18 protein-coding genes, 1 tRNA gene and 1 pseudogene are annotated in these 21,516 nt (G+C 64.8%); 4 read left to right on the forward strand and 16 right to left on the reverse strand.

Annotation, left to right across the window (positions count from 1 at the left end; genetic code table 11):
* Positions 1-182: 182 nt before the first annotated feature.
* From PCA31118_RS07450 to PCA31118_RS07480, 7 genes are all read right to left on the reverse strand, one after another.
* Entirely contained in the window at positions 183-1,355 is a 1,173-nt protein-coding gene (locus PCA31118_RS07450; RefSeq protein ID WP_150624443.1) for an alpha/beta fold hydrolase, read from the reverse strand.
* A 194-nt stretch (positions 1,356-1,549) separates the two neighbouring features.
* A complete protein-coding gene (locus PCA31118_RS07455; protein WP_150624445.1) occupies positions 1,550-2,950 on the reverse strand; it encodes an HdeD family acid-resistance protein in 1,401 nt (466 codons plus the stop codon).
* Positions 2,951-3,278: 328 nt separating this feature from the next.
* Entirely contained in the window at positions 3,279-4,613 is a 1,335-nt protein-coding gene (gene argG, locus PCA31118_RS07460) for an argininosuccinate synthase (RefSeq protein WP_150624447.1), read from the reverse strand.
* 208 nt (positions 4,614-4,821) lie between these two features.
* Entirely contained in the window at positions 4,822-5,718 is an 897-nt protein-coding gene (locus PCA31118_RS07465) for a LysR family transcriptional regulator (protein WP_150624449.1), read from the reverse strand.
* A gap of 146 nt (positions 5,719-5,864) precedes the next feature.
* A complete protein-coding gene (locus PCA31118_RS07470) occupies positions 5,865-6,713 on the reverse strand; it encodes a DMT family transporter (RefSeq protein ID WP_150624451.1) in 849 nt (282 codons plus the stop codon).
* Between the two features lie 490 nt (positions 6,714-7,203).
* A complete protein-coding gene (locus PCA31118_RS07475; RefSeq protein ID WP_174990377.1) occupies positions 7,204-8,151 on the reverse strand; it encodes a pyridoxamine 5'-phosphate oxidase family protein in 948 nt (315 codons plus the stop codon).
* A 70-nt stretch (positions 8,152-8,221) separates the two neighbouring features.
* Positions 8,222-8,935, reverse strand: a complete 714-nt coding sequence (locus tag PCA31118_RS07480) for a glutathione S-transferase family protein (protein WP_150624455.1) — start codon at positions 8,933-8,935, stop codon at positions 8,222-8,224.
* 176 nt (positions 8,936-9,111) lie between these two features.
* Here PCA31118_RS07480 and PCA31118_RS07485 point away from each other — a divergent pair, with 176 nt between their 5' ends.
* On the forward strand, positions 9,112-10,005 hold the full coding sequence (locus tag PCA31118_RS07485) for a LysR family transcriptional regulator (protein WP_150624457.1): 894 nt from the start codon (positions 9,112-9,114) through the stop codon (positions 10,003-10,005).
* Positions 10,006-10,161: 156 nt separating this feature from the next.
* Here PCA31118_RS07485 and PCA31118_RS07490 read toward each other — a convergent pair whose 3' ends face one another.
* The 6 genes and pseudogenes from PCA31118_RS07490 to PCA31118_RS07515 form a co-directional block, all read right to left on the reverse strand.
* Positions 10,162-10,464, reverse strand: a complete 303-nt coding sequence (locus tag PCA31118_RS07490; RefSeq protein WP_150624459.1) for a hypothetical protein — start codon at positions 10,462-10,464, stop codon at positions 10,162-10,164.
* A gap of 400 nt (positions 10,465-10,864) precedes the next feature.
* A tRNA-Val gene (locus PCA31118_RS07495) sits at positions 10,865-10,941 on the reverse strand.
* A gap of 201 nt (positions 10,942-11,142) precedes the next feature.
* Positions 11,143-11,902: pseudogene (locus tag PCA31118_RS07500) on the reverse strand (NYN domain-containing protein); the annotation flags it as partial.
* 140 nt (positions 11,903-12,042) lie between these two features.
* Positions 12,043-13,434: an MFS transporter gene (locus tag PCA31118_RS07505; protein WP_150624461.1), complete on the reverse strand. Its 1,392-nt coding sequence runs from the start codon at positions 13,432-13,434 to the stop codon at positions 12,043-12,045.
* Positions 13,435-13,669: 235 nt separating this feature from the next.
* On the reverse strand, positions 13,670-13,858 hold the full coding sequence (locus tag PCA31118_RS07510; protein WP_150624463.1) for a DUF2783 domain-containing protein: 189 nt from the start codon (positions 13,856-13,858) through the stop codon (positions 13,670-13,672).
* Positions 13,859-13,891: 33 nt separating this feature from the next.
* A complete protein-coding gene (locus tag PCA31118_RS07515; protein ID WP_150624465.1) occupies positions 13,892-15,589 on the reverse strand; it encodes an FAD-dependent monooxygenase in 1,698 nt (565 codons plus the stop codon).
* A 195-nt stretch (positions 15,590-15,784) separates the two neighbouring features.
* Here PCA31118_RS07515 and PCA31118_RS07520 point away from each other — a divergent pair, with 195 nt between their 5' ends.
* Positions 15,785-16,240, forward strand: a complete 456-nt coding sequence (locus tag PCA31118_RS07520; RefSeq protein ID WP_174990379.1) for a MarR family winged helix-turn-helix transcriptional regulator — start codon at positions 15,785-15,787, stop codon at positions 16,238-16,240.
* Between the two features lie 99 nt (positions 16,241-16,339).
* Here the strand turns inward: PCA31118_RS07520 and PCA31118_RS07525 are convergent, their stop codons facing one another.
* Both PCA31118_RS07525 and PCA31118_RS07530 read right to left on the reverse strand, forming a co-directional pair.
* On the reverse strand, positions 16,340-18,052 hold the full coding sequence (locus tag PCA31118_RS07525; RefSeq protein ID WP_150624469.1) for an acid phosphatase: 1,713 nt from the start codon (positions 18,050-18,052) through the stop codon (positions 16,340-16,342).
* A gap of 283 nt (positions 18,053-18,335) precedes the next feature.
* Positions 18,336-19,265, reverse strand: coding sequence for a LysR family transcriptional regulator (locus tag PCA31118_RS07530; protein ID WP_150624471.1), 930 nt, complete (start codon positions 19,263-19,265; stop codon positions 18,336-18,338).
* Positions 19,266-19,397: 132 nt separating this feature from the next.
* Between PCA31118_RS07530 and PCA31118_RS07535 the strand changes: the two genes are divergently transcribed.
* On the forward strand, positions 19,398-20,108 hold the full coding sequence (locus PCA31118_RS07535; protein ID WP_150624473.1) for a DsbA family protein: 711 nt from the start codon (positions 19,398-19,400) through the stop codon (positions 20,106-20,108).
* A gap of 95 nt (positions 20,109-20,203) precedes the next feature.
* Entirely contained in the window at positions 20,204-20,824 is a 621-nt protein-coding gene (locus tag PCA31118_RS07540) for an NAD(P)-dependent oxidoreductase (protein ID WP_150624475.1), read from the forward strand.
* Between the two features lie 35 nt (positions 20,825-20,859).
* Here the strand turns inward: PCA31118_RS07540 and alkB are convergent, their stop codons facing one another.
* Positions 20,860-21,516, reverse strand: coding sequence for a DNA oxidative demethylase AlkB (alkB, locus tag PCA31118_RS07545; RefSeq protein WP_150624477.1), 657 nt, complete (start codon positions 21,514-21,516; stop codon positions 20,860-20,862).

The raw sequence follows: 21,516 nt of genomic DNA on the forward strand, positions 1-21,516 counted from the left end.
ACATGGAGGAGACGAGTTCAGTATAGGACGCCGTGTTGCGATGCACCATATGTATTTTTACGTAAGTGTCCGCATGTTGCGTTCATGCAACGGAAAATAAACCGAACGAAATCAATGGGTTATTTCCTTGCGCCAAGAGACTCTCCTCCGCTCCCAGCTCTAATCTCGAATCAATCCTCTAGTTATTGTGCGCGCGCACGCTTTTTCGTCGACATCAGGTCAAGCACGAACGGCACGGAGTCGCGCAGCGAGGGATTGACCGTGGCATCGTGGTCCAGCCCCTTGTATACGCGCACGAGCGTCTTCGTCCCGGCTTTCGTAACGTCCTGAGCGAAAGCCTGTTGCATGATGAGCGGCACGTCGATGTCCTCCGAACCCATGCCGATGAAGACCGGATGCCTGACTCGCAGCGTGGGGTAGCGCAGCGATGGCGTCTGGCTATCGAGCAGTTTCTGAATGCCCGGCTGCACGCTGTTGCCTGCATTGAGTCCGGCGGCCGTGGAGTGATCGGTCAGCGTGTCGATGCATAGCGTGCGGGCTTCGTTGAGCACCGGCAGCGCCTGCGGCGAGAAGTACTTCGCCGGGTTCAACGACGGATCGCGGTCGGCGGCCGACAGGAACATGTACATGACATACGGGATCTTGGGGTCCGGCGCGCCCGGGTCCGGCTGGCTCGCGAACAGGGTGCCGGCCGACGTGCGCGCGTTGAAGTACGGGGTTCCGGTCAGCACGGTGGCCACGACTTTGACGTCCGGTGCGTACTGCGGCTGATAGCCCGCGGCGGCGAAGGCCGCATGTGCGCCTTGTGATTGGCCCACGAGCACCACGCGATTCTGTAACGGGAAGGCGCTACGCGCGGCCAGCAGACTGTCGAGCACGCTATACGCTTCGGCGCGGGCGTTCAGATAGTGGTGCAGCCCCGGCGATCCGAGCCCGGCGTAGTCGGGCGCCACGACCGCAAATCCCAGCGAGAGCCAGGTGTCGAGATACTGAATGTCACGCGGGCTGCGCACGTTGAGCGACGGCGCGCATGCGCTCGCGATGCCGACCGTGCCATGGGCCCAGAGGACCACAGGCCAGCCGCCGGGCGGCGTCGGCCCTTTGGGCAGGAAGACAGCGCCCGTATCTTCGCGGGCTTCGATGCCGCCGACACCGTCGATCGAGCTGTACCGGATATGGAACTGCTCGCCGGCTTCGGCCAGTCCGTAATCCGCCCTGAGCGGCTGGCGCTCGACCATGGCGCCGTGCGGAATGGTGACGGGCGCGGTGTCGGCGGTGACCGCGTGAGCAGCGCGGCCGATGACCAGACTGGCGAACAGGGCGGCGCTCACGTAGCGCCAGAGGCGGTTGAACATGTTGGACTGTCCTCGTATTGGGAATGCTCTTGAAGCTCGGGCAGGCAGCGCTCTCGCGTTGCCCGGATGCCTGCTGCTGTTGCGGGGCCAATACGGGTGACGTTATGCCGTCGCCCTGGGGGTGACGCATTCGTGCCGAATCGATACGTCCCGAAGCGTCGCCACCATCTTGCCTGATCTTACCCAGACGGGCGTCAACCGTGCGATGGCTGATTACCCTGCGCCTGAGCGGCGGCGGCCTGTTCGGCCTCGCGCCACGCGCGACGCGAGCGGCGCATGCGGCGCAACGCCAGCGACGACATCGTGATCCATCCGAAGGGACGCGGATCGACCAGCATGCTCACGGCGCGGGCGTAATCGAGGACCAGGCCGGGCGTCCACGCCATGGTCTTGGCACGCTTGCGAAGTTGTGCGGCGACCCACAGCTCCGGTGTCAGCCACAACCGCACGAAAGTCCACCAACCGGCATCCACGCCGTTCGGCAGTTGCCCCACACGCCCCTCGATCGCGGCTTCGAGTGCCTTGGCCACACTGCTCGAGCAGTTGCGGTGCGTGAGGTTATACGTCGCGTCCTGCTGGTACGTCTGCCAGAAAGCGGCCAATTGTTGCGGGCTGTAGTTGCGAATGCGCACTTTGACCGTGGACGGGCACCACGCCTTCGACTCGGTAGCGTAGTCGGGCTGGAACGTGCCGGGCACGTCGTTCTCGCGTGTGGCTCGCAGAAGCTGGCCGAACTGATCCGGCGAACGGTCGATTTCCTTGGCTGGGTAAAGACTCACATACACGCCTTCGTGGCTTTCCAGCGCCGCATGACCGGTCGAGATCACGCCATTCTTGTCGACAGCGGCGATGTAGCGATCGATCACGGGATGCCGGCGTGCCGGCGCCTTGGCCGAACCCGAAGGCGTCCAGACGTGGACCGTCAGTGCGGGTTCTGAGTCGGCAGGCGGGCCGTCCCAGCGCGGAGCACGGGGACGTTCGCGCCACAGGCGGCGCTTGTCCTCCGGGCTGCCCAGAATCTGTTCGACACGGAAGTCGCCACGCATGCGTCGCGCGCGCATGGCGAGCACCAGCACATTCCACCCCGTGAAGACGAGACCCAGGCCGATGGCATAGGGCAAGGTGCCCTTGTAGTGCGTGGGATACGGTTGATAGAAGAACACCGCGACGCCGATCTCCAACAGTCCCCCGACCATGGCCCATATCCAGCGCGGATAGCGCACCACGTAGGCCGCCACGCATTGCAGCAGGCCGTCGGCGAGGAACAGCGTGCCGAACAGCATCGAGAGCCAGAAGTTGCCGTTGTGCTGATCGAACAGCAGCACGAGCAGTGCCGCGACCGCGAAGGTGCCGCCCTTGAGCCCGCGCACGAGTCGCTGTCCGCCCACGCCGATCGTGGCGATGGCCAGCGTGGCGAGTCCTTCGAGCAGCAGCAGCCACGCGAAGACCTTGAGTGGGAAGTGCACCACGCCATCGAGCGCGTCGACGATCAGCGCCAGACCGAACGCGAAGAAAATCGCGCCGATCCAGATCAGCGCGCGGGCCCGGCGACGCAAGTAGTTCACGCCGAGCAACAACAGAATCAGACGTACCAACGCAGAGTCTCCATCGCATGCGCGTTCCCCGGCGACCGGGCATAACACACACCCCGAATGCGGGAGGGTTTGGACTAATTTGGAATGCGGCCTAATTTTTCACCGCTATTTGCGGCGTCTCTTCAGATATCGATGAGGCGTCGTTGATGCATCGTTGAGCCGTTCTTGAAGCATCGTTGACGCATCGTTGTGGCGATATCTTATCGCGTCATCCGTGACAGGCCAAAAACAAAGGCGGCGCGCTCCTTTCGGGGCGCGCCGCCTGTTGCAGCGGACAACACGGGCGCTTCGCACCTCGCCGGGAGGTGCGAAGCCTCGGATGGCCGACTTAGTCCTTCTTGCCTTCGAGCTGCGGCAGAGCGTCGTCGCTCGTCGAGGTCAGCAGACCGGCCTTGGCATACGTCATCAGTTTCTCGCGCGTGTCGACGATGTCGAGCGTGCGCATCGTGAGCTGACCGATACGGTCGAGCGGCGTGAAGACCGAGTCGCCCTTTTCCATCGTGAGACGTTCCGGCTTGTACGTCAGGTTCGGCGACGTCGTGTTGAGCAGCGAATAGTCGTTGCCGCGACGCAGTTCGATGGTCACTTCACCGGTCACGGCGCGTGCCACCCAGCGTTGTGCCGTCTCGCGCAGCATGATGGCCTGCGGGTCGAACCAGCGGCCCTGATACAGCAGACGACCGAGGCGGCGGCCGTTCTCACGGTACTGCTCGATGGTGTCTTCGTTGTGGATGCCGGTGACGAGACGCTCGTAAGCGATGAACAGCAGTGCGAGGCCCGGGGCTTCGTAGATGCCGCGGCTCTTGGCTTCGATAATGCGGTTCTCGATCTGATCGCTCATGCCCAGACCGTGGCGGCCACCGATGCGGTTGGCTTCTTCGAACAGCTCGACGGCGTTGGCGAACGTCTTGCCGTTGAGGGCGACCGGCTGGCCTTCTTCGAAGCGCACGGTGACTTCCTCGGCCTTGATGGCGCAGTCATCGCGCCAGAACGGGACGCCCATGATCGGCTGAACGATCTTGATACCCGAATTCAGGTGTTCCAGGTCCTTGGCTTCGTGCGTGGCGCCAAGCATGTTCGAGTCCGTCGAATAGGCCTTCTCGACCGACATCTTGTAATCGAAACCGTTGGCGATCAGGAATTCCGACATTTCCTTGCGGCCACCGAGTTCGTCGATGAACGTCTGATCCAGCCACGGCTTGTAGATTTGCAGGCCCGGGTTCGTGAGCAGACCGTAGCGGTAGAAACGCTCGATGTCATTGCCCTTGTACGTGCTGCCATCGCCCCAGATATTGACGCCATCTTCCTTCATGGCAGCGACGAGCATCGTGCCGGTGACGGCGCGGCCGATCGGGGTGGTGTTGAAGTACGTGACGCCGGCGGTCGAGATGTGGAACGCGCCCGATTGCAGGGCGGCGATACCTTCTGCCACGAGTTGCGCACGGCAGTCGATCAGGCGGGCGTTCTCGGCGCCATAGCCCATGGCACGGCGCGGGATCTCTTCGTAGTCAGGTTCGTCCGGCTGACCCAGATTGGCCGTGTATGCGTAAGGAATCGCGCCCTTCTGGCGCATCCAAAGCAGCGCAGCGCTGGTGTCGAGACCGCCCGAAAAGGCGATGCCGACCCGTTGTCCCGTGGGGATATGTTGCAGAATCGTGGTCATCGGCGTGCAAAAGCTGGGTTTTTAACCTGTCAAGTATCCCCGTCCGGGCTATGGATGGTCAAGTCTGACGGGCGATCGCTTCGCTATCGGCGCCCCGATTTCTTCCCCGTGTGCCGTAAATACGGTCCGAATTTCCCCGAAACCAGCCGGAATCACCCGCATTCCCGTGGGCCGGGACAACCTTCCTGCGATGTCACGCTGCGGCGCGTCACCACTGGGTGCCCGCCACGCTGCACGCCGACGCCAGAAAATCCGAGAAGGCCCGAATCACGAGCGATGCCTGACGATGCTGCGGGTAGACGACATATATCGACGAGGGCGCAGGCTCGAAGTCGTCGAGCACCGTCACCAGACGTCCGCCCAGCAGGGCTGGCGCCAGGATGAACACCGGCAGCCAGGTCACCCCGAGTCCCGCCACGGCGGCGTCGCGCGCCAGTTCACCGTTGTTCACGCGAAGCCGCCCGGTGACCGGAATCTCCAGTGGTTGCCCGTCACGCGCGTAATGCCAGCTCACGCGCTGGCTGTGGCCGTACGGGAGCAGCGTGTGATCGCGCAGGTCCTCGGGCGTTTGCGGCACACCGTGCGTTTCCAGATAGCGGGGGCTCGCGCAGGTGACCATTCGCATCGGCGCGATCGTGCGTGCGATCAACGACGAATCGGCCAGCGCCCCGATGCGTACCGCCACGTCGTAGCCTTCACCGATGATGTCGACGGTACGATCGTTCAATTCCAGTTCGATGCTGACGTCCGGATATGTGGTGAGAAACGACGGAATCACCGAACTGAGAAACATCGTGCCGAAGGACATCGGCGCGGACACACGCAGATTGCCGCGCGGGCGCTCGCCCTGACTGCTCACGGCGAGGTTCGCGGCTTCGACGTCTTCGAGAATGCGTCTGGCGCGCTCGTAATAGACACGCCCGAGGTCGGTCACCGACAGCCGCCGCGTCGTGCGCAACAACAGGCGAGCGCCCAGCGACTGCTCCAGTGACGAGATGCGGCGACTGACGAACTGCTTGGACAGTCCGAGTTTCGCCGCCGCGCCGGTAAAGCTCATGGCGTCCACGGCCGTGACGAAAATGCGCATGTCGTCGAGCAGGTCCATCGACAAGATCCCGTCTTGAGAAGTTGACGGGTGACAACGGACGGACACATGCCGTCATTGTCACCCGCAGGCCGACAATCTTAGCCGAGATGGCACGCCGTTTCACGGCAATGCCGGTCGCTGTCCTTGCCCGCGCGAGCGCGGGCCTACCGCAGCGCCAGCCGAAGGCCCAGCAGGATCGCGCCGGTCCCTGCCACGGCAAGCACCGTCGGTCGATGCCCGAAGATGCCCCAGTCGAGCAGGGCTGTCACCACGGGCACCAGATAGAACAGGCTGGTGACCGTCACGAGATTGCCGGAGGCGATCATGCGATAGAGCAGCAGCGTTGCGCCCACGGAGATCACGAGGCCCATATAGAGCATCGGAAGCCAGAACCCGAGCGTGCCGTCGATTTGCAACGGCTGCGTCGGCGCAATCAGCAGCGCCATCGCCAGCCCGACGGCGTACTGCAAGGGCAGGACGTCGAGCGGCGTCTGTCGCGAGCCTTTCTGTGCAATGGTGCCGAGTGTCATGCAGGCGAGCGCGGTGAGCGCCCACGCCGAGCCCGCCACCGACAGGCGTGCCGAGAGCAGACTTTGCGCCACCACCAGTGCAAGGCCGGCAAGGGCGACAGCGAGCCCCAGCAGACGTCGTGCGCTGTGTGCCCGCTCCAGCGCCACGAGCGTCAGAATCGGCTGCACGCCCAGCACGGTGGCCAGCGCGCCGGGCGTCATGCCGTTCGCGAGTGCGAGCAGATATGCCGTCTGGTAGCCGCCGACGAGCAGCACCCCAGTGCCTGCGACCTGCCATCGCGTGCCGGGCGCTGGCCACCACTGACGCCTCGTCAGTGCAATAAGCGCGAGCGCGGCGAACGCCACGCCGAGCCGGATCACGAGGAACGCAAACGCCGACGCGTGCGCCAGCCCCCATTTGGCGGCGAGTGCACCGCCACTCCATAGCAGAACGAACATGAGCGTCGCGCCATGTCGGCGCCACGCGAGACTCTCTGATTGCATCGATCTTCCCCTGTGCAGCTCGTCCGGCCTGCCGGATCATGGCTTGCCGTCGTGGGCAAACGCCATGGCGTCGCACGCTCGCGCGCTCAGCCGCGGGGCGATGCCGCATCGGCCAACGCTGCGCAACGCGCAGACAGGCAGAACGAAACTGAAATTCGAATGAATAAGTCGTGTGGGTCACGTGCCGGGCGACGAACGCCGGACGTGCCCTCGGTAAGCCCTTGACGTCAGGCTACGAAAGCGACCACAGCGTCGCTAACGTCGGCGACGACCACGGCGGGCGGTGCCACGCCGCGAGCAGGGGGAGGGGCGACAGCTGCAAACCGTGCGCGCAGCCGAGCGCCGGCACCGCTTGGCGGCGGCGATACAGCGAGACGGGCGAACGATTCAGCAGTCATGGATCGAGGAAGAGAAGAACACGCCTGTCACTCGACAGGCGTTGACACACTGTACACGCAGCGTTTGATGCAGGCAAGGGTGGCGTCCGGCCTCAGACGGTTGGCCATGCGCCAGTGCGTTCGACGCTGGGCGATGCCTCGCCTTCGCGCCATGCGTGCGGCAATGCCCCGCGAACGCGTCGCACTTCGCGTATGCGAAGACGCACCAGTCGCAGCGCGCCTTCGAAGCCGCTTTGGGTTTCATCCTGCCAGAGCACTTCTGCGTCGCCCGCGACATGCAGGAAGTCGCCCGACGCGAAGTCGACGAACACGAGCCCCGCACGCGGATTCATCTGAAGATTGCCAAGCGTGTTGTAGAACGCGTTGCCGCGAAAGTCGGGCCAGATCAACGTATTGGCGTCCTCGACCCGGACGAAGCCTGCCTTGCCGCCGCGGTGGGAGACATCCGTGCCTGCGCTGCGCTCGGTGGCGCCGTCTCCGGCGTAGTGCGTGGCAACGAAGAACGTATCGGCGCTGACGATCTGCCATTGCGCGTCGTCGTCGAGCGACGTCTGCGCCGGTTCGGCGACCGGCGGCGCGTCATGGCCAGCGGGCGTCATCTCCCGCTTGCGGATGTACTGCGGGCAATTGCCGAAGCTCTGCGCAACGCGCATCGTAAAGCCCTGCGCATCCATCTCCGCGACGAGGCCATTCACGCGATTGCGGCGACGTGTCGACGGCTCGATGCCGAGCAAACCGATCGACGCGCCTGGTCTCACGGCGCCATGCAGTGGATCGGTTGACGGGGGAAACGCGTTCACGCGCAGCAGCCGCGGGTCGGGCGAGTGGGCAAAGCCCGGCGTGCCGCTGAGCAGCGTGGCCCAGGGTTGATCGTCGGCATCCAGCGCGCCCATCACGAGAAACGGCAACTGCGCGAAGAACTGACGATGCTGGTCCGGCATGGCGACACGAATGACGCGCCCCCCGACCTCCGCCATCGCTTCGCGAGAACCGGCAAGTGTTTGCACGTAGGTTTCTCCGGCATGAAAGGGGGAAGCCATGTCGGGTGACGCGGGGGTAGGGGCATTCATCATGCTCTCCGTCGGTTCGGACTTGCAGCACTCGGGGGCCTTACGCCGCGACGGCGTTCAGGCCGCAGGGCGTGGATGCCATCGGGATGAAGCGCGGCAGCGCTTCGATGCGCGCGAGCCACGCCCGCACGGCCGGGTACGGGGCAAGCGACACGTTCCCTTCGGGCGCGTGTGCCAGATAGGTGTACAGCGCAATATCTGCAATCGTCGGCGTGGCGGCCGTGACGAACGGCGTGGCGTTCGGTGCCGTGAGATGCGCTTCCAGACGCGAGAGCAGCAGCACGCCGCGCTCGATCATTGCGGTCGTGTCGACATCGCGACCGAACAGCACTGCGACGCGCGCGGCCGCAGCGCCGAACGCCAGATCGCCTGCCGCCACCGACAGCCAGCGCTGTACGCGAGCGGCGGCGACGGCGTCGCGCGGCAGCCAGCTGTGCTGTGCGTCGTAGCGCGTGGCGAGATACACCAGGATCGCGTTCGAATCGGCAAGCACCACACCATCGTCGTCGATGGCCGGGACCTGTCCAAACGGATTGATGGCGAGATACGCCGGTTGCTTGTGCTCACCCGCACCCAGATCGATGTCGACGTTCTCGTAGGGCAAATCCAGCAGGTTGAGCATCAGTTCGATGCGGTGACAGTGACCCGAGAGCGCGAGGCGATACAGCTTGATCGGGCGCGCAGGGCGGGCAGGACGGTCAGCGTGGGGAGCGGTGGCAGCAGTGGCAGCAGTGGCAGCAGTGGATAGGGACATCGAGCATCTCCGGGTAACGAGTCGGGCAAAGAGAACAGGAGCGGAACGGAAGCGACCGGTGTGCGCCGGAACGTGGCGCGGTCATCCAATGCCCCAATTCTCCATCCCGCCGATTTCCGGATAAATGGCGTTAGGTTGATTTGACTACTCCGAAAATCGGAGTAATCATGCGCCACATGGACAAACTCCGCGCAATGCAGACATTCGTCGCCATCGTCGATCAGGGCAGCCTGAGCGCGGCGGCCCGATCGCTCGACTCGTCGCTTCCGGCGGTGGTGCGTACACTCGCGGCGCTGGAAACGTCGCTCGACGTGCGCCTGCTCAATCGCACCACGCGTCGCATTGCACTCACGGAGGAAGGGCGCACGTATCTCGACACCTGTCGTCAGATTCTGAGCGAGTTGCATGAGGCGGAGGCACGGCTCGCCGCACGCCACGAAGCGCCGACCGGCACGCTGGTCGTCACCGCGCCGGTGCTGTTCGGACAACTGCACGTTGCACCCGCGCTTTATCGGTTCTTGCGGGCGTATCCGGCCGTCAAATGCAGGCTCATGCTCAACGACCGCGTCGTGAACCTGTGGGAGGAGGGCATCGATGTCGGTATCCGCATCTCACCGCTGGACGACTCGACGCTCGTGGCGCAAGGCATTGGCGCGATCCGTCGTGTCGTGGTGGCCAGTCCTGCATGTATCGCCGAGCAGGGGGCGGTGACGCATCCGCGCGAGCTGATCGGCAAGAATTGCATCATCTCGCACGGGGGCGGCTACGGGCACTGGCGCTTCTGGGAGGGCGGAAAGGAATACGTCGTCGCCGTGGACGGCAATCTCGACATCAGTCACGGGATGGCAGCGGTCGACGCGTGTGTCGGCGGCGTTGGCTACGGCTGCTTCCTGTCGTATCAGGTCGCCGGTGCACTGGCCGACGGACGACTCGTGCGTGTGCTGAAAGACTTTGAAGGACCGGCGCGGCCGGTGAGCATCGTGTATCCGCATGCCAGGCTGTTGCCTTCGCGCACGCGGGCGTTCGTCGAGTGGATGAAGCGCGAACTGCGTGATGTGGCGATGACGTAAGGCGCGCTGATTTTGCCGTACTGACTTTGTCGCGCTGATTCAACGCAACGGTTTTCGGACAAAAGAACGCGGAAAGCGACGGAGCCGCTTCCCGCTTAAAAAGCCCGCCGACGCCAACCGGCGGGCCGCTTCGTTCGTTGTCCGGACGCCGTCAGATCAATCGCGGTCGCCCTTGTACCAGCCACGGTGCCAGCCGCGGTCGTGGCGTCGTTCTTCCCAGCGACGCTCGCGCCAGTCGTCCCAGCGATCGCGGCCGTAGTACACCACGGGTTGCGGTGCGCGATACACCGGGCGCGGTGCCACATACACTGGCTCGGGTGCAACGTAGACCGGTTGCGGTGCGACGACCACCGGCGCAGGAACGCCCAGATAGAGGCCGACATCCACGTGAGCCGATGCGGCGGTCGAGGCCACCGCAGCGGCGGCACCGAGGGCAGCGATGATGAGAATGCGTTTCATGGTGTCCTCCATGAGCGCTCGCCGTCGTTGCGGGTTGCAGCAGACTGCGTGCGCGTCGGCAAAAAGCCAGTGAGTCGGATCGGTGTCGCGAGAGGCCCTGAAGCTGCTGTGGGCACAAGACCTTCGTTGAACCGTTGATGCAAGTCTAGCGATGGCCTCGCATCGCAGGTGCTACGAGTGTGTTCGGGATGTGTCGTTTTGTAACGCGTGTGGACGCCGGGAAGTTGCGCCCTTCGATGTGGCGCTCGACAGGCGTCGGGCAAGGAGGAAGCGAGAGAAGAGGGCTCCCCGGGCAAAGCGGAAGATGCGGCGGAAGCCGACAATGCGGAGGACGAAAAACAAAAAGGCAAAACAAAAAGGCGTCACGCGAAAACGCGGACGCCTTTTGTTTTTTGTTCGTTGGTAGGCTCGATTGGATTCGAACCAACGACCCCCACCATGTCAAGGTGGTGCTCTAACCAACTGAGCTACGAGCCTAGAAAGACCGCGATTATAGGGTGAGTTTTCGAGGCTGGCAAGCGTTTGGCGAAAATTTCTCGCAAAAAAGCGCGAGGCACGCTCATTTGCCGCGCTTCGTCCTCGACGACGACGGTGCGCTTGCGTTTTTTGCTGCGCTTTCCGAGCTTCCTACTGCACTTCCTGCTGCACCGCCTTCTGCGCCGCCGGACGCCCCGCGCTTCGGTTTGAGTCGTACCCAGATGCCCTTGTTGCCGCCGCTGCCCGCGCGCTGCTCCACGTCGAACAGTCCGACGGTCGCGACCAGATCGCTCAGCTTGCCGAAGCCGTAGTTGCGCGCGTCGAAGTCGGGCGCCTGTTTGGCGATGTGGCTGCCGATCGCCCCGAGACTGGCCCAGCCATCCTCATCGGACACGCCGGTCACGGCGTTGCGCAGCAGTCGCACGAGGCGGGTGTCGCGCTTGAGTTCGGAGGCGCTGCGGCGCTTGCGCGGCGTGGGCGCTTCATCGTCGTCGGGTTCGTCGTCCTGGCGCAGCAATTCCGTGTAGATGAACTTGTCGCACGCCGTGACGAAGGGCTGCGGGGTTTTGCGTTCGCCGAAACCGTACACGATCAGTCCTTGCTCACGAATGCGCGACGCCAGTCGTGTGAAGTCGCTATCGCTGGACACGAGGCAGAAGCCATCGAATCGCCCGGTGTAGAGCAGATCCATCGCGTCGATGATCATGGCGCTGTCGGTGGCATTCTTGCCGACGGTGTAGCGAAATTGCTGGATCGGCTGAATCGAATATTCGAGCAGACACTTCTTCCAGCCGTCGAGGTTCGGTTTCGTCCAGTCGCCGTAGATGCGCTTCACGCTCGCCACCCCGTACTTGGCGACTTCGGTGAGCAGTCCCTCCACGATGGCGGGGGCGGCGTTATCGGCGTCGATCAGTACGACGAGCGTGGGGCCTTGGGCGGCCACTGGCGTTGCGACTGGCATGGCGGGGTTCCTTTAACGTGAGCACTGCCGCATATCGATGCGAAGCGATGCAACGTCATGCGAAGACGTTCGGGAAAGACCGCATTATGGCCCGGAACCGTGACCGCCATGCCAGGCACGGTTCCGATGTGTGCCTGCGCTCAGCCGGCGCGGCGTTGGCCCAGTGGCGCGAACCACAGCACGCCAATGCCCACGAGCAGACTCACGGCGGCGAACATGAGACCCGAGGTGAACGAGTGCGTCCAGTCCTTGAGCACGCCGACGACAATCGGACTGAGCGCCGAGCCGAGGTTGCCGACGGCGTTGATGACCGCCAGCCCGAGGGCGCGCGTATGCGGCGCCAGCGTGCGGTCCGGCACTGTCCAGAAGATCGCCATCGCGGTGTACGCGCCGGTCGAGGCCATCGCCACCCCGGCAAGACGCAGCGACGGGTCCGGTGCGAAGCACGTCACGCCCCAGCCGGCGGCGGAGAACAGCATCGGCAACACCAGATGCCAGCGACGCTCTTGCAGGCGATCGGAGCGGCGTCCCCACCAAATCATGCCCGCAATCGTGCACACCGACGGAATGGCCGCGAGCAGGCCGATCGTGACGTTGCTGCTGGTCGTGCCGAAGCTCTTCACGATCTGCGGAATCCAGAGCGATGCGAGCGAGAGCGTATTGACGAGGCAGAAGTAGCCGAGCGCAAACCGGGCGACGCTCGGTGTGAGAATCGCACGCCACATGCCAACCGGTTTGCCGGATGCCGTGCCCGCGAGTCTGGCGAGCGCCGCAGCGCGGTCGCGCTCGATCATCGCGGCGAGGGTCTGCTTCTCGGCAGCGTTCAGCCAGCGCGCATCCGCCGGCTTGTCGTCGAGATACCACCAGGTGACGACGCCGAGCAGCACCGTCGGCAGTCCTTCGAGTACGAACAGCCACTGCCATCCCGCAAGGCCGCCTACGCCATCGAGTCGCAGCAGATACCCCGATGCCGCCGCGCCGAGCGCGGACGTCACCGGCATGGCGATCATGAACCAGGCGTTGGCGCGTGCCCGCGCCGCCGAGGGGAACCAGTCGCCCATGTAGAGCAGCATGCCCGGCAGGAACCCGGCTTCGGTAATGCCGACGATGGCGCGAATCAGATAGAGGCTCGTGGCGTCGTGGGCGAACATCGTCGCGCTCGACGCGAGGCCCCACGCGATCAGAATCGCGCCGATCCAGCGACGTGCGCCGAACTTCACGAGCATGAGATTGCTCGGCACGCCGCAAAGCACGTACGTCAGATAGAAGACGGTCGACGCCATGCCGAACATCGTGCTCGTGAGCCCGAGATCCTGACTCATCGTGAGCGCGGCGAAGCCGACGTTGATGCGGTCGAGGAACGAGAAAAGGAACAGCACGAACAGGAAGCCGAGCAAGCGGCGCGAGACCTTGCGCACGACGGCGCGTTCCATCGCTTCGCTGGCAATGCGATGGACGGTGGTGCCGCTGTCGCCGGGCACGGGCGAGGGAATGCCGCCGGCAAGACCGGTGGCGGGCGTGATACGGCTCATGATGGGTGTCTTCTCCGACGCTCCCCGCCTTGTTGGATGTGTGGCGGTGTTAGGTATGCGGGCGCGCCGTCGAGGGCACGCGCCAAAAAATGGAACGGTAAGGGCGGCTTGGCTGATGGCTCGCCGAAGCCGCTTACGGCGAACGCAGTTCGCTGGCGCCCGTCACCGCGTGCTATTGCGGCTCATTGCGTGTCCTTGCGTGTCCTTGCGAGTCATTACGAGTCATTACGAGTCATTACGCACTATCGGCCGCTTGTTGAATGCGTTCGATCACGCGCTTCGGATCGCCGACGTCGTTCGCGAGCAGCAGCACGACTTTGGCGAGCAATAGCTCTCGTTTGTCTTCGGGGGCTGCGTCGATGGCGAGTGCGAGCGTGTCGTAAATGTCTTCGAGGCCGGCGATGGCGGTTTGCTGGGCGGTCATGATGAATTCCTTGGGTGCCGTTGACGTCCGCGCTCAGACGCGTGCCGTCGCGTGCGCGAGTGCTTCGGCCAGACGCCCGGCATCGAGCCGCTGCCAGCATGCGCAAATGTGATGGTCGGGACGCACGAGATAAGCGGTGCCGTCCTGGGCGTGATACTTCGCAGCGGCGTGGCCCGTCGGATCGGGCAGGGTGACGTCCGCCCCGGCTACGGTGTCTGCGCACGCGGCGAACGTCACGACTCTGACCGGTACGCCGCGCTCACGCCATGCCCCGATTTCCTCGCGCAGCGCGTCGCTCACGGGGGCGTCGCCAAACGTCAGCAGATGAAAAGCCGCGCCGAGATGGTCGTAGAGGTAGTCGTTCTCGCCGAGCTTTACGTTCGGTGTCGGCGCCCCGACGCCCGGACCTGCGGTCATCGACGTGTTGTCGTCGCCCGGGCAGTTGAGCGGGGAGTCGCGGTAGTCGTGCGCGCGCGACGTGCGCCAGTGGAACAGCGGGCGCACGAATTCGTGATCGAGCGAGAGATCGAGCACGGCGTCGCGCAGCACGCGAAAACCGTGCGAGGGCGGCGTCATGAAGCGCGTGCTCTTGCCCGCTTCGGCGATGATCTCGCGCGCCGCGCCCACGCGGTCGTGCGTATAGGAGGCAAGCAGCGTCGCAGGCGCCGCGCCTTTCGCGACGGCGGCGAGTTTCCACGACAGATCGATGGCGTCCTGAAAGCCGGTGTTCGCGCCGCGCACGCCGAAGATCGGCAGCAGGTGCGCGGCGTCGCCCGCGAAAAGAATGCGACCGTGCACGTAGTCGGGCAGCGTGAGTGCGCGCGCCGAATACACGGAGCACCAGTCGAGCTCCCAGGGCTTGCCGCCCAGGCCCATCATGTCGAGCTGTGCGTCGATGCGCTCGCGGATCGTGTCCGGTTGCAACGCATGTTCCGACGTTTCCTCGACCGGCAATTGATAGTCCACGCGCCAGATGCCGCCCGGCTCGCGGTGCATGAGCACGGTATTGCCAGGGTTCCAGTCGGGCGCGAAGTACGCGAGTCGTTCGGTCGGCAGATCGAGATCGATGCGGATGTCCGCGATCACGAAGCGTCCCTCGTAGCTCGCTCCTTCGAAGCGAAGGCCGAGCGCGGTGCGTACCGTCGAGCGTGCGCCGTCGGCCGCCACGAGCCAGCCGGTGCGTTGCGAGTACTCGCCTTCGGGCGTGTCGATTTGCAGCGTTACGCCTTCGTCGTCCTGCGTCACGCCCACGAGCTTGTTGCCCCAGCGGATCTCGACGAGCGGTTCGCGCTCGATGGCGTCCACCAGATAGCTCTCGAGCACGTTCTGTTGCAGGTTGATGAGCGGCGCGAAGCGGTCGTCTTCGTCGACCGGCGACTCCATGCGAAACACGCGCTGACCGCGATAGTACGAATTGCCGCTGGTCCACGGCAGACCGTTGGCGACAACGGCGTCCGACACGCCCACGGCCTGCAGAATTTCCTGCGAACGACGCGTGAAGACGATGGCGCGGCTGCCCTCCGAGACTTGCTGCTCGGCTTGCAACACGACGCAGCGCACGCCATGGCGTGCGAGCGCGAGCGCTGTGACCATGCCGATCGGACCGCCGCCGACGACCGTGACAGGGATGTCGCGGTGTTCGCTCTGGTGCGCGGACTGCGGAGAAAAGTGTGAATAAACGCGGTATGCGTGATAGAGCGACGCGCGCGGGGTGGTCTCTGGTTTGTGCATGGCGATGCGGCACCCGAAAAGCGGCTCGGCGCGCGCGCAGCGAGGTCTCGTGTCAGCGGGGAGACCGCGCCTGCACCACGCGCGATCGACGTGAAACGTCATCGAGCATTTAGTTGCTAACGCAACAATTCTAGTGTGCTAATGTTGCGTCCGCAACCAAATATCGACCCATTTCGTCTAGGGGAAAACACTGAAATGCGGCCATCCCACAAATCGCTCGACCAGTTCCTGACGTACAAGATGCACCGCCTGATGAAGCAGCACGACAGGCGTGTCTCGCAGTCGTACGCGCACGGCGCCCAGTTGAGTCTTGCGGAATCGCGCGTGCTGGCGGCGGTGGGAACGGCGGGGGCGTTGTCGAATTCGGAGTTGGCGCGTCGCGCGAATCTGGACAAGAGTCAGGCGAGCCGCGGGGCGGACGGGCTGGTGGCGCGCGGACTGGTGCGCCGCGCCCCTGACGAACACGACGGCCGTGCCGTGAAGGTGACGTTGACCTCAGAGGGCGAGCGAGTCTGGCGCGTAGTGATCGACGCCGCGCGCTCGCACTACGAGCAATTGTTCGAGGCGTTGAGCGACGACGAGATGCGCGTGTACGAACGTCTGCTGGACAAGCTGCTGCTACGTTCGGACGAACTGGACGAGCAGGCGTGACGCATGAAGAAAGGGCACCCGAGGGCGCCCTTTCTTCTTCTTCTGCGACAAAGCTGATTGGGCAAACCTAATTACGCGAACCTAATTACGCAAACCTAATTACGAAAACGACAGGGCCTTCGTCAAGTCGCCCGGCGGGTTCGCACCGCGCGCCGCGAAGGCGGCGTTGCGATAGGCGATGCCTTCGAGCGTCGGCAGGTCGTGCAGGCGCGTGACGAAGCGCAGAATCGACGTGGTGTCGTAGAACGTGTGATCGACGGCGCCGCGCCTGGCGAACGGCGAGACCACGATCGCGGGAATGCGCGAACCGGGGCCCCAGCGATCGCCCTTCGGCGGCGCGACGTGATCCCACCAGCCACCGTTCTCGTCATACGTGATGACCACCACCATGTTGTTCCACTGCGGCGACTTCATCAGATGCGCGAGCACGTTCGCCACGTGCTGGTCGCCGGACTCCACGTCCGAATAGCCGGCGTGCTGGTTCAGGTTGCCCTGCGGCTTGTAGAACGTGACGGCCGGCAATTTGCCGGCAATCGCGTCGGCGATGAATTTGTTCGAGATCGGGCTGTCGCCTTCCCCGCCATCGCGCAAATGGGTCTCGCGTGCCGACGTGCCGGGCGCGAATTGCGCGAAATAGTTGAAGGGCTGATGGTGATACTGGAAGTTCGGCTTGTCCGCCCCGCCCTTGTGATCGAGCGCCGACTGCCAGGCGCCCGCATACCAGGCCCACGACACACCCTTGTTCGAGAGCAGGTCGCCGATGGTCGCGTAGTTCTGCGGGGGTAGCGTCGCCGGGTTTGCCGGGTCTGCCAGACGCTTGTCGCCCGACGCCGCAGGCTTGACCGGGGACGGCTGGTAAGCCGGCATCATCGTGTTCACCGCGTAGTTGTCCGGCGTGATCGCACCGTCGCGCACGAACTTCGGCTTGCCGTCGGCGGCCGAGGCGGGCGAGTCCGGCGCGACCGCCAGGCGCACGCCTTGCGGGCCGTCGGCCAGCACCGCGATCTTGTCTTTTGCCGGGCTTTGCGCCGCGTTGGGATAAACCGGCGGGCGCGCCGTCACAAGAAACTGATGGTTCAGGAACGAGCCACCGAAAGCCGCCATGAAGAAGTTGTCGCACATCGTGTACTGCTGCGCGATCTTGTACAGGTCGAGCGTCTTGGCCGTCTCGCCGTAGTAGCCCATGACCAGACCGCCCGAGTCGGCCCATGCGGCGAACTGGTTATTCGCGCCGTCGTTGATCTGCATCTGGTTCTGCCAGAACAGATGCCACAGATCGCGCGTGATGACGGACTCGGGCAGCAACTTTCCTTCGGCGTCCTTGAGCATGAACGGCGCATTCGGCTGACGGGCGATGTCCTTCTCGGTGATGTGGTACTTCTTTCCGCCGATCATCTGCGCGCGCGGCACCAGACCGTCGAAGACCGGGGGCAGCAGCGACATCGGCGTCTTGCCGTCGCGATCGAGTTGCGTATAGGCCGAGGCAGGCACCTTCGACAACGGCTTCTCGAGACCGGGGAAGTCGGCGAACAGGTTGTTGAAGCTGCGGTTTTCCAGATAGATCACGACGACCGTTTTGACGTTCGCCTTGAGCTGCGCGTCGAACGTGCCGCCGGCGGCGACGGCCGTCGGTGCACCCGCACCGCCTTCGGTCGCGCATCCGCTCAGGGTGGCGCCTGCGGCACCTGCCGCGCCGATGGCGGCCAGACCCTGAAGCACCCGGCGGCGCGACGGATTCGTCGGATCGTCGTCGTGTGAGAGATCGGTATCGAGTGCCGGATCGTGCGGCTGGGGCGTGGTGTCGTGCGTCATGATGTCCTTGGTTGACGTGTCGGGCAGTGGGGCGCGCGCGAGCGCCCGCGACCGGTCGGCAAGGACTGACGGGAAGATGCCGCAGAAGGATTGCGGTCGCGCTACGTCGTCAGCTTGCCCGGGCGGGCGAGGCAAGCGACGTTTTTACGCGGGGAATGTGACATTTCGGTGACATCGTCGACGCGTCACGCAGAGTGAAACATGGCGGGGTCGGGGATGTGGCGGGGGTGTGGCGCGAGTGTGGCGCGAGTGTGGCGCGAGTGTGACGTTTCCCCGATGCCGGTCAGCCGGGCGGCGTGGCCGCTCGCCCCGGATATCCGGTGTCTTCGAACAACCCCGTACGGAACTGCACGACGAGATCGTCGAGCAGTGCGCGCAGCGCGCTGGGCATCTGCTTGCGTGAGATGTACACGCCATAGACGGTCATCTCGCGCGGTACGTAGTCGGGCAACAGCGCGCGCAATGTGCCGTCGCGCAGATGCGGCAGCGCGGAGTAGACCGGCTGCATCGAGATGCCCGCACCCGCGAGCGTTGCCGCGAACACCACATTCACTTCGTTAGCCGACAGATTGCCGCCCACGGGCACGCCGAGCGGCGCGCCGTTGTGCGTGAACTGCCAAAGGCTTTTGCCGAAGTAGGTGTATGTCAGGCAGTTGTGAAGCGCGAGATCCTCGGCACGTTCAGGCGTGCCATGACGCTCCAGATAGGAAGGCGCCGCGCATACGACCGAGTGGCACGTCGCGAGCTTGCGCGCAATCAGCCCGGGCGACGGATCGGTCGTCACGCGAATCGCCAGATCGATACGCTCGTCGACCAGATCGACGGTGCGGTCCGCCACGACGAGATCGACGGCCACCCCCGGATGCCGCACGATGAAGCGCGTCACCGCTGCGGCCAGAAACGCCTGTCCGAGCGAGGTGCTGCACGCCACGCGCAGCAGGCCGCGCGGTGTGCTGTCGGCGTTCGATGCGCACGCGAGGTCGTCTGCGATACCGAGCATTTCGCGACAGCGCGGCAGGGCGTCGTTACCCGCGTCGGTCAGGCTCACTGCGCGCGTGGTCCGGTGCAGCAACCGCGTGCCGAGCCACGCTTCGAGTTCCGCCAGATAGCGCGAGACCATCGCGCGCGACATGTCGAGACGCTGCGCCGCCGCCGTGAGCGAGCCGCGCTCCGCCACTTCCGTGAAGACCCGCATTGCCGTCAGACGGTCCATGATTTGCTCGATCCGTGCAACAAAGTGATCGTCATTATGGGCTTTTTTTGCGCGAGTAGCGCGACTACGATGGCATGCATGACAAGCGTCGAACGCATCCCGCGCGCGCTGCAACACCCGAGGACACCCGACATGACCCGAGCCACCCTGCATTACATTGCCGATCCGCTGTGCGGCTGGTGCTATGCCGCCGCACCCCTCGTGCGCGCAGCGCGCGACGTGGCGGGACTTGGCGTGGCGTTTCACGGCGGCGGCATGATGGCCGGCCCGAACGTGCAGCCGGTCACGCCGCAACTGCGCAACTACGTCATGCCGCACGATCACCGGATCGCCGAGCTGACGGGGCAGCCGTTCGGCGACGCCTACTTCGACGGATTGCTGTGCGACGGTACCGCCGTCTTCGACTCCGCACCCCCGACCGCCGCCGTGTTGGCAGCCGAAGCGCTGGCCGCACGCGGGCTCGACATGTTCTCCGCCGTGCAACGCGCCCACTACGTCGACGGCAAGCGCATTGCGGACCGCGATGTGCTGGTCGGCCTCGCTGCGGACCTTGGGTTGGATCGCGACGCGTTTTCCACGGCGCTCGATGCGCAAGACGCGGCCGCGCTGATGCAGCACTTCCGCGACAGCCGCAACTGGCTCGCGCGGGTAGGCGGCAGCGGCTTCCCGACGTTCGTGCTGGACATCGACGGCGAGCTCGAACGGCTCGAACCGGGGCGATACCTCGGCCAGCCCGATGCCTGGCGCGACATGCTTCGCGCGCGTTTGCTCGCGGCCCGGTCCGCCGATGCCGCAGGCGGCGCTGCGCTGCCGCAGTGCGGCCCCGACGGCTGCGCGATCTGAGTGCGCTGGCCGCCATCTGGTATCCGCGATATCCGATATCCGCCGTTTTCCGAACCCGAACCTTAGTCTTCCCCCTCACCCTCAGGAGAGTCCTGATGAAAGTCGCATTGATTGGTATTACCGGCCGCGTGGGTACGCGCGTTGCCGAAGAATTGCTCCAGCGTGGTCACACCGTGACCGGTATCGCGCGTAATCCCGAGCGCGTCGAACCCGAGCAAGGGCTCACGGTCGTCAAGGGCGACGCGTCCGATCCGTCGTCGCTCGCGCCGCTGCTCGCCGGTCACGATGCGGTCATCAGCGCGGGCCGATTCGTCTCGATGGATGCCGCCAAGCTGATCGACGCCGTCGAGCGCGCGGGCGTGCCGCGTCTGCTGGTCGTGGGTGGGGCGGGAAGTCTGGAGGTCGCGCCGGGCAAGGCACTCATCGACACGCCGGAGTTTCCGGACGCCTACAAGCCGGAAGCGAGCGCGGGTCGCGTGTTCCTGGATGTCCTGCGCGCGCAGCCGAAAGACTCGCCGCTGAACTGGACGTTCCTGTCGCCGTCGGCGCTGTTCGAACCGGGCGAGCGCACCGGCAAGTTCCGTATCGGTGCCGACGCCCTGCTCGTGGACGCCAACGGCAAAAGCTGGATTTCGATGGAAGACTTCGCGATCGCGCTGGTCGACGAACTCGAGAAGAACCAGCATCCGCGTGCGCGTTTCACGGTCGGCTACTGAGCGGTATGCCTGGCGTGTGCGTCGCGTGTGCCTGATCAGCGTGCCTGCCGGAAGGTGAGGTTGTACCGTACGGCCTGAGCGTCGAAGCTGCCTTCGACGCTCGCAATGCCGTGATAGACGAGTCGCGACGGCCCGCCCCACACCACGACATCGCCCGGCTCCAGCCGCACGCGACGCGTGCGATCGCCGCGTTGCAAACCGCCCCACAGGAAGACCGCGGGCAATCCCAGCGACACCGACACGATCGGTGCGCCCAACTCGCGTTCGTCGCGATCCTGATGCAATGTCAGTCGCGCGTCGAGCGTGTAACGGTTGATGAGGCAGGCGTCAGGCGTGAAGTCGCGATACCCGGCCGCGTCCGCCGCCTCACGGGCCAGCGCTAAGAACGACGCAGGCATGGCAGGCCAGGGCTGCTTCGAGAGCGGATCGTGTGTGCCGTAGCGATAGCCCATCCTGTCGCTGATCCATCCCACCTCCCCGCAATTGGTCATCGCGACCGACATGCGCTTGCCGCCCGGCGTCAGCCAGTGCCGTAACGGCGCTTGTGCGATCACCGCGTCGATATCGGCTTGCAACACGGCCAGACGCGAACGCGCGAAGCCGCGCAACACGAACGCGCCCGGACCCAGCGTGTCGGCGTGCGGATTCGCGATGTCGTCAGTGGTGTGATTGCCGAAGAGGTCGAGCGTCAT

Origin of the sequence: Pandoraea captiosa (assembly GCF_902459775.1) — a bacterium.
In the GTDB taxonomy this organism is placed as follows: Bacteria; Pseudomonadota; Gammaproteobacteria; order Burkholderiales; family Burkholderiaceae; genus Pandoraea; species Pandoraea captiosa.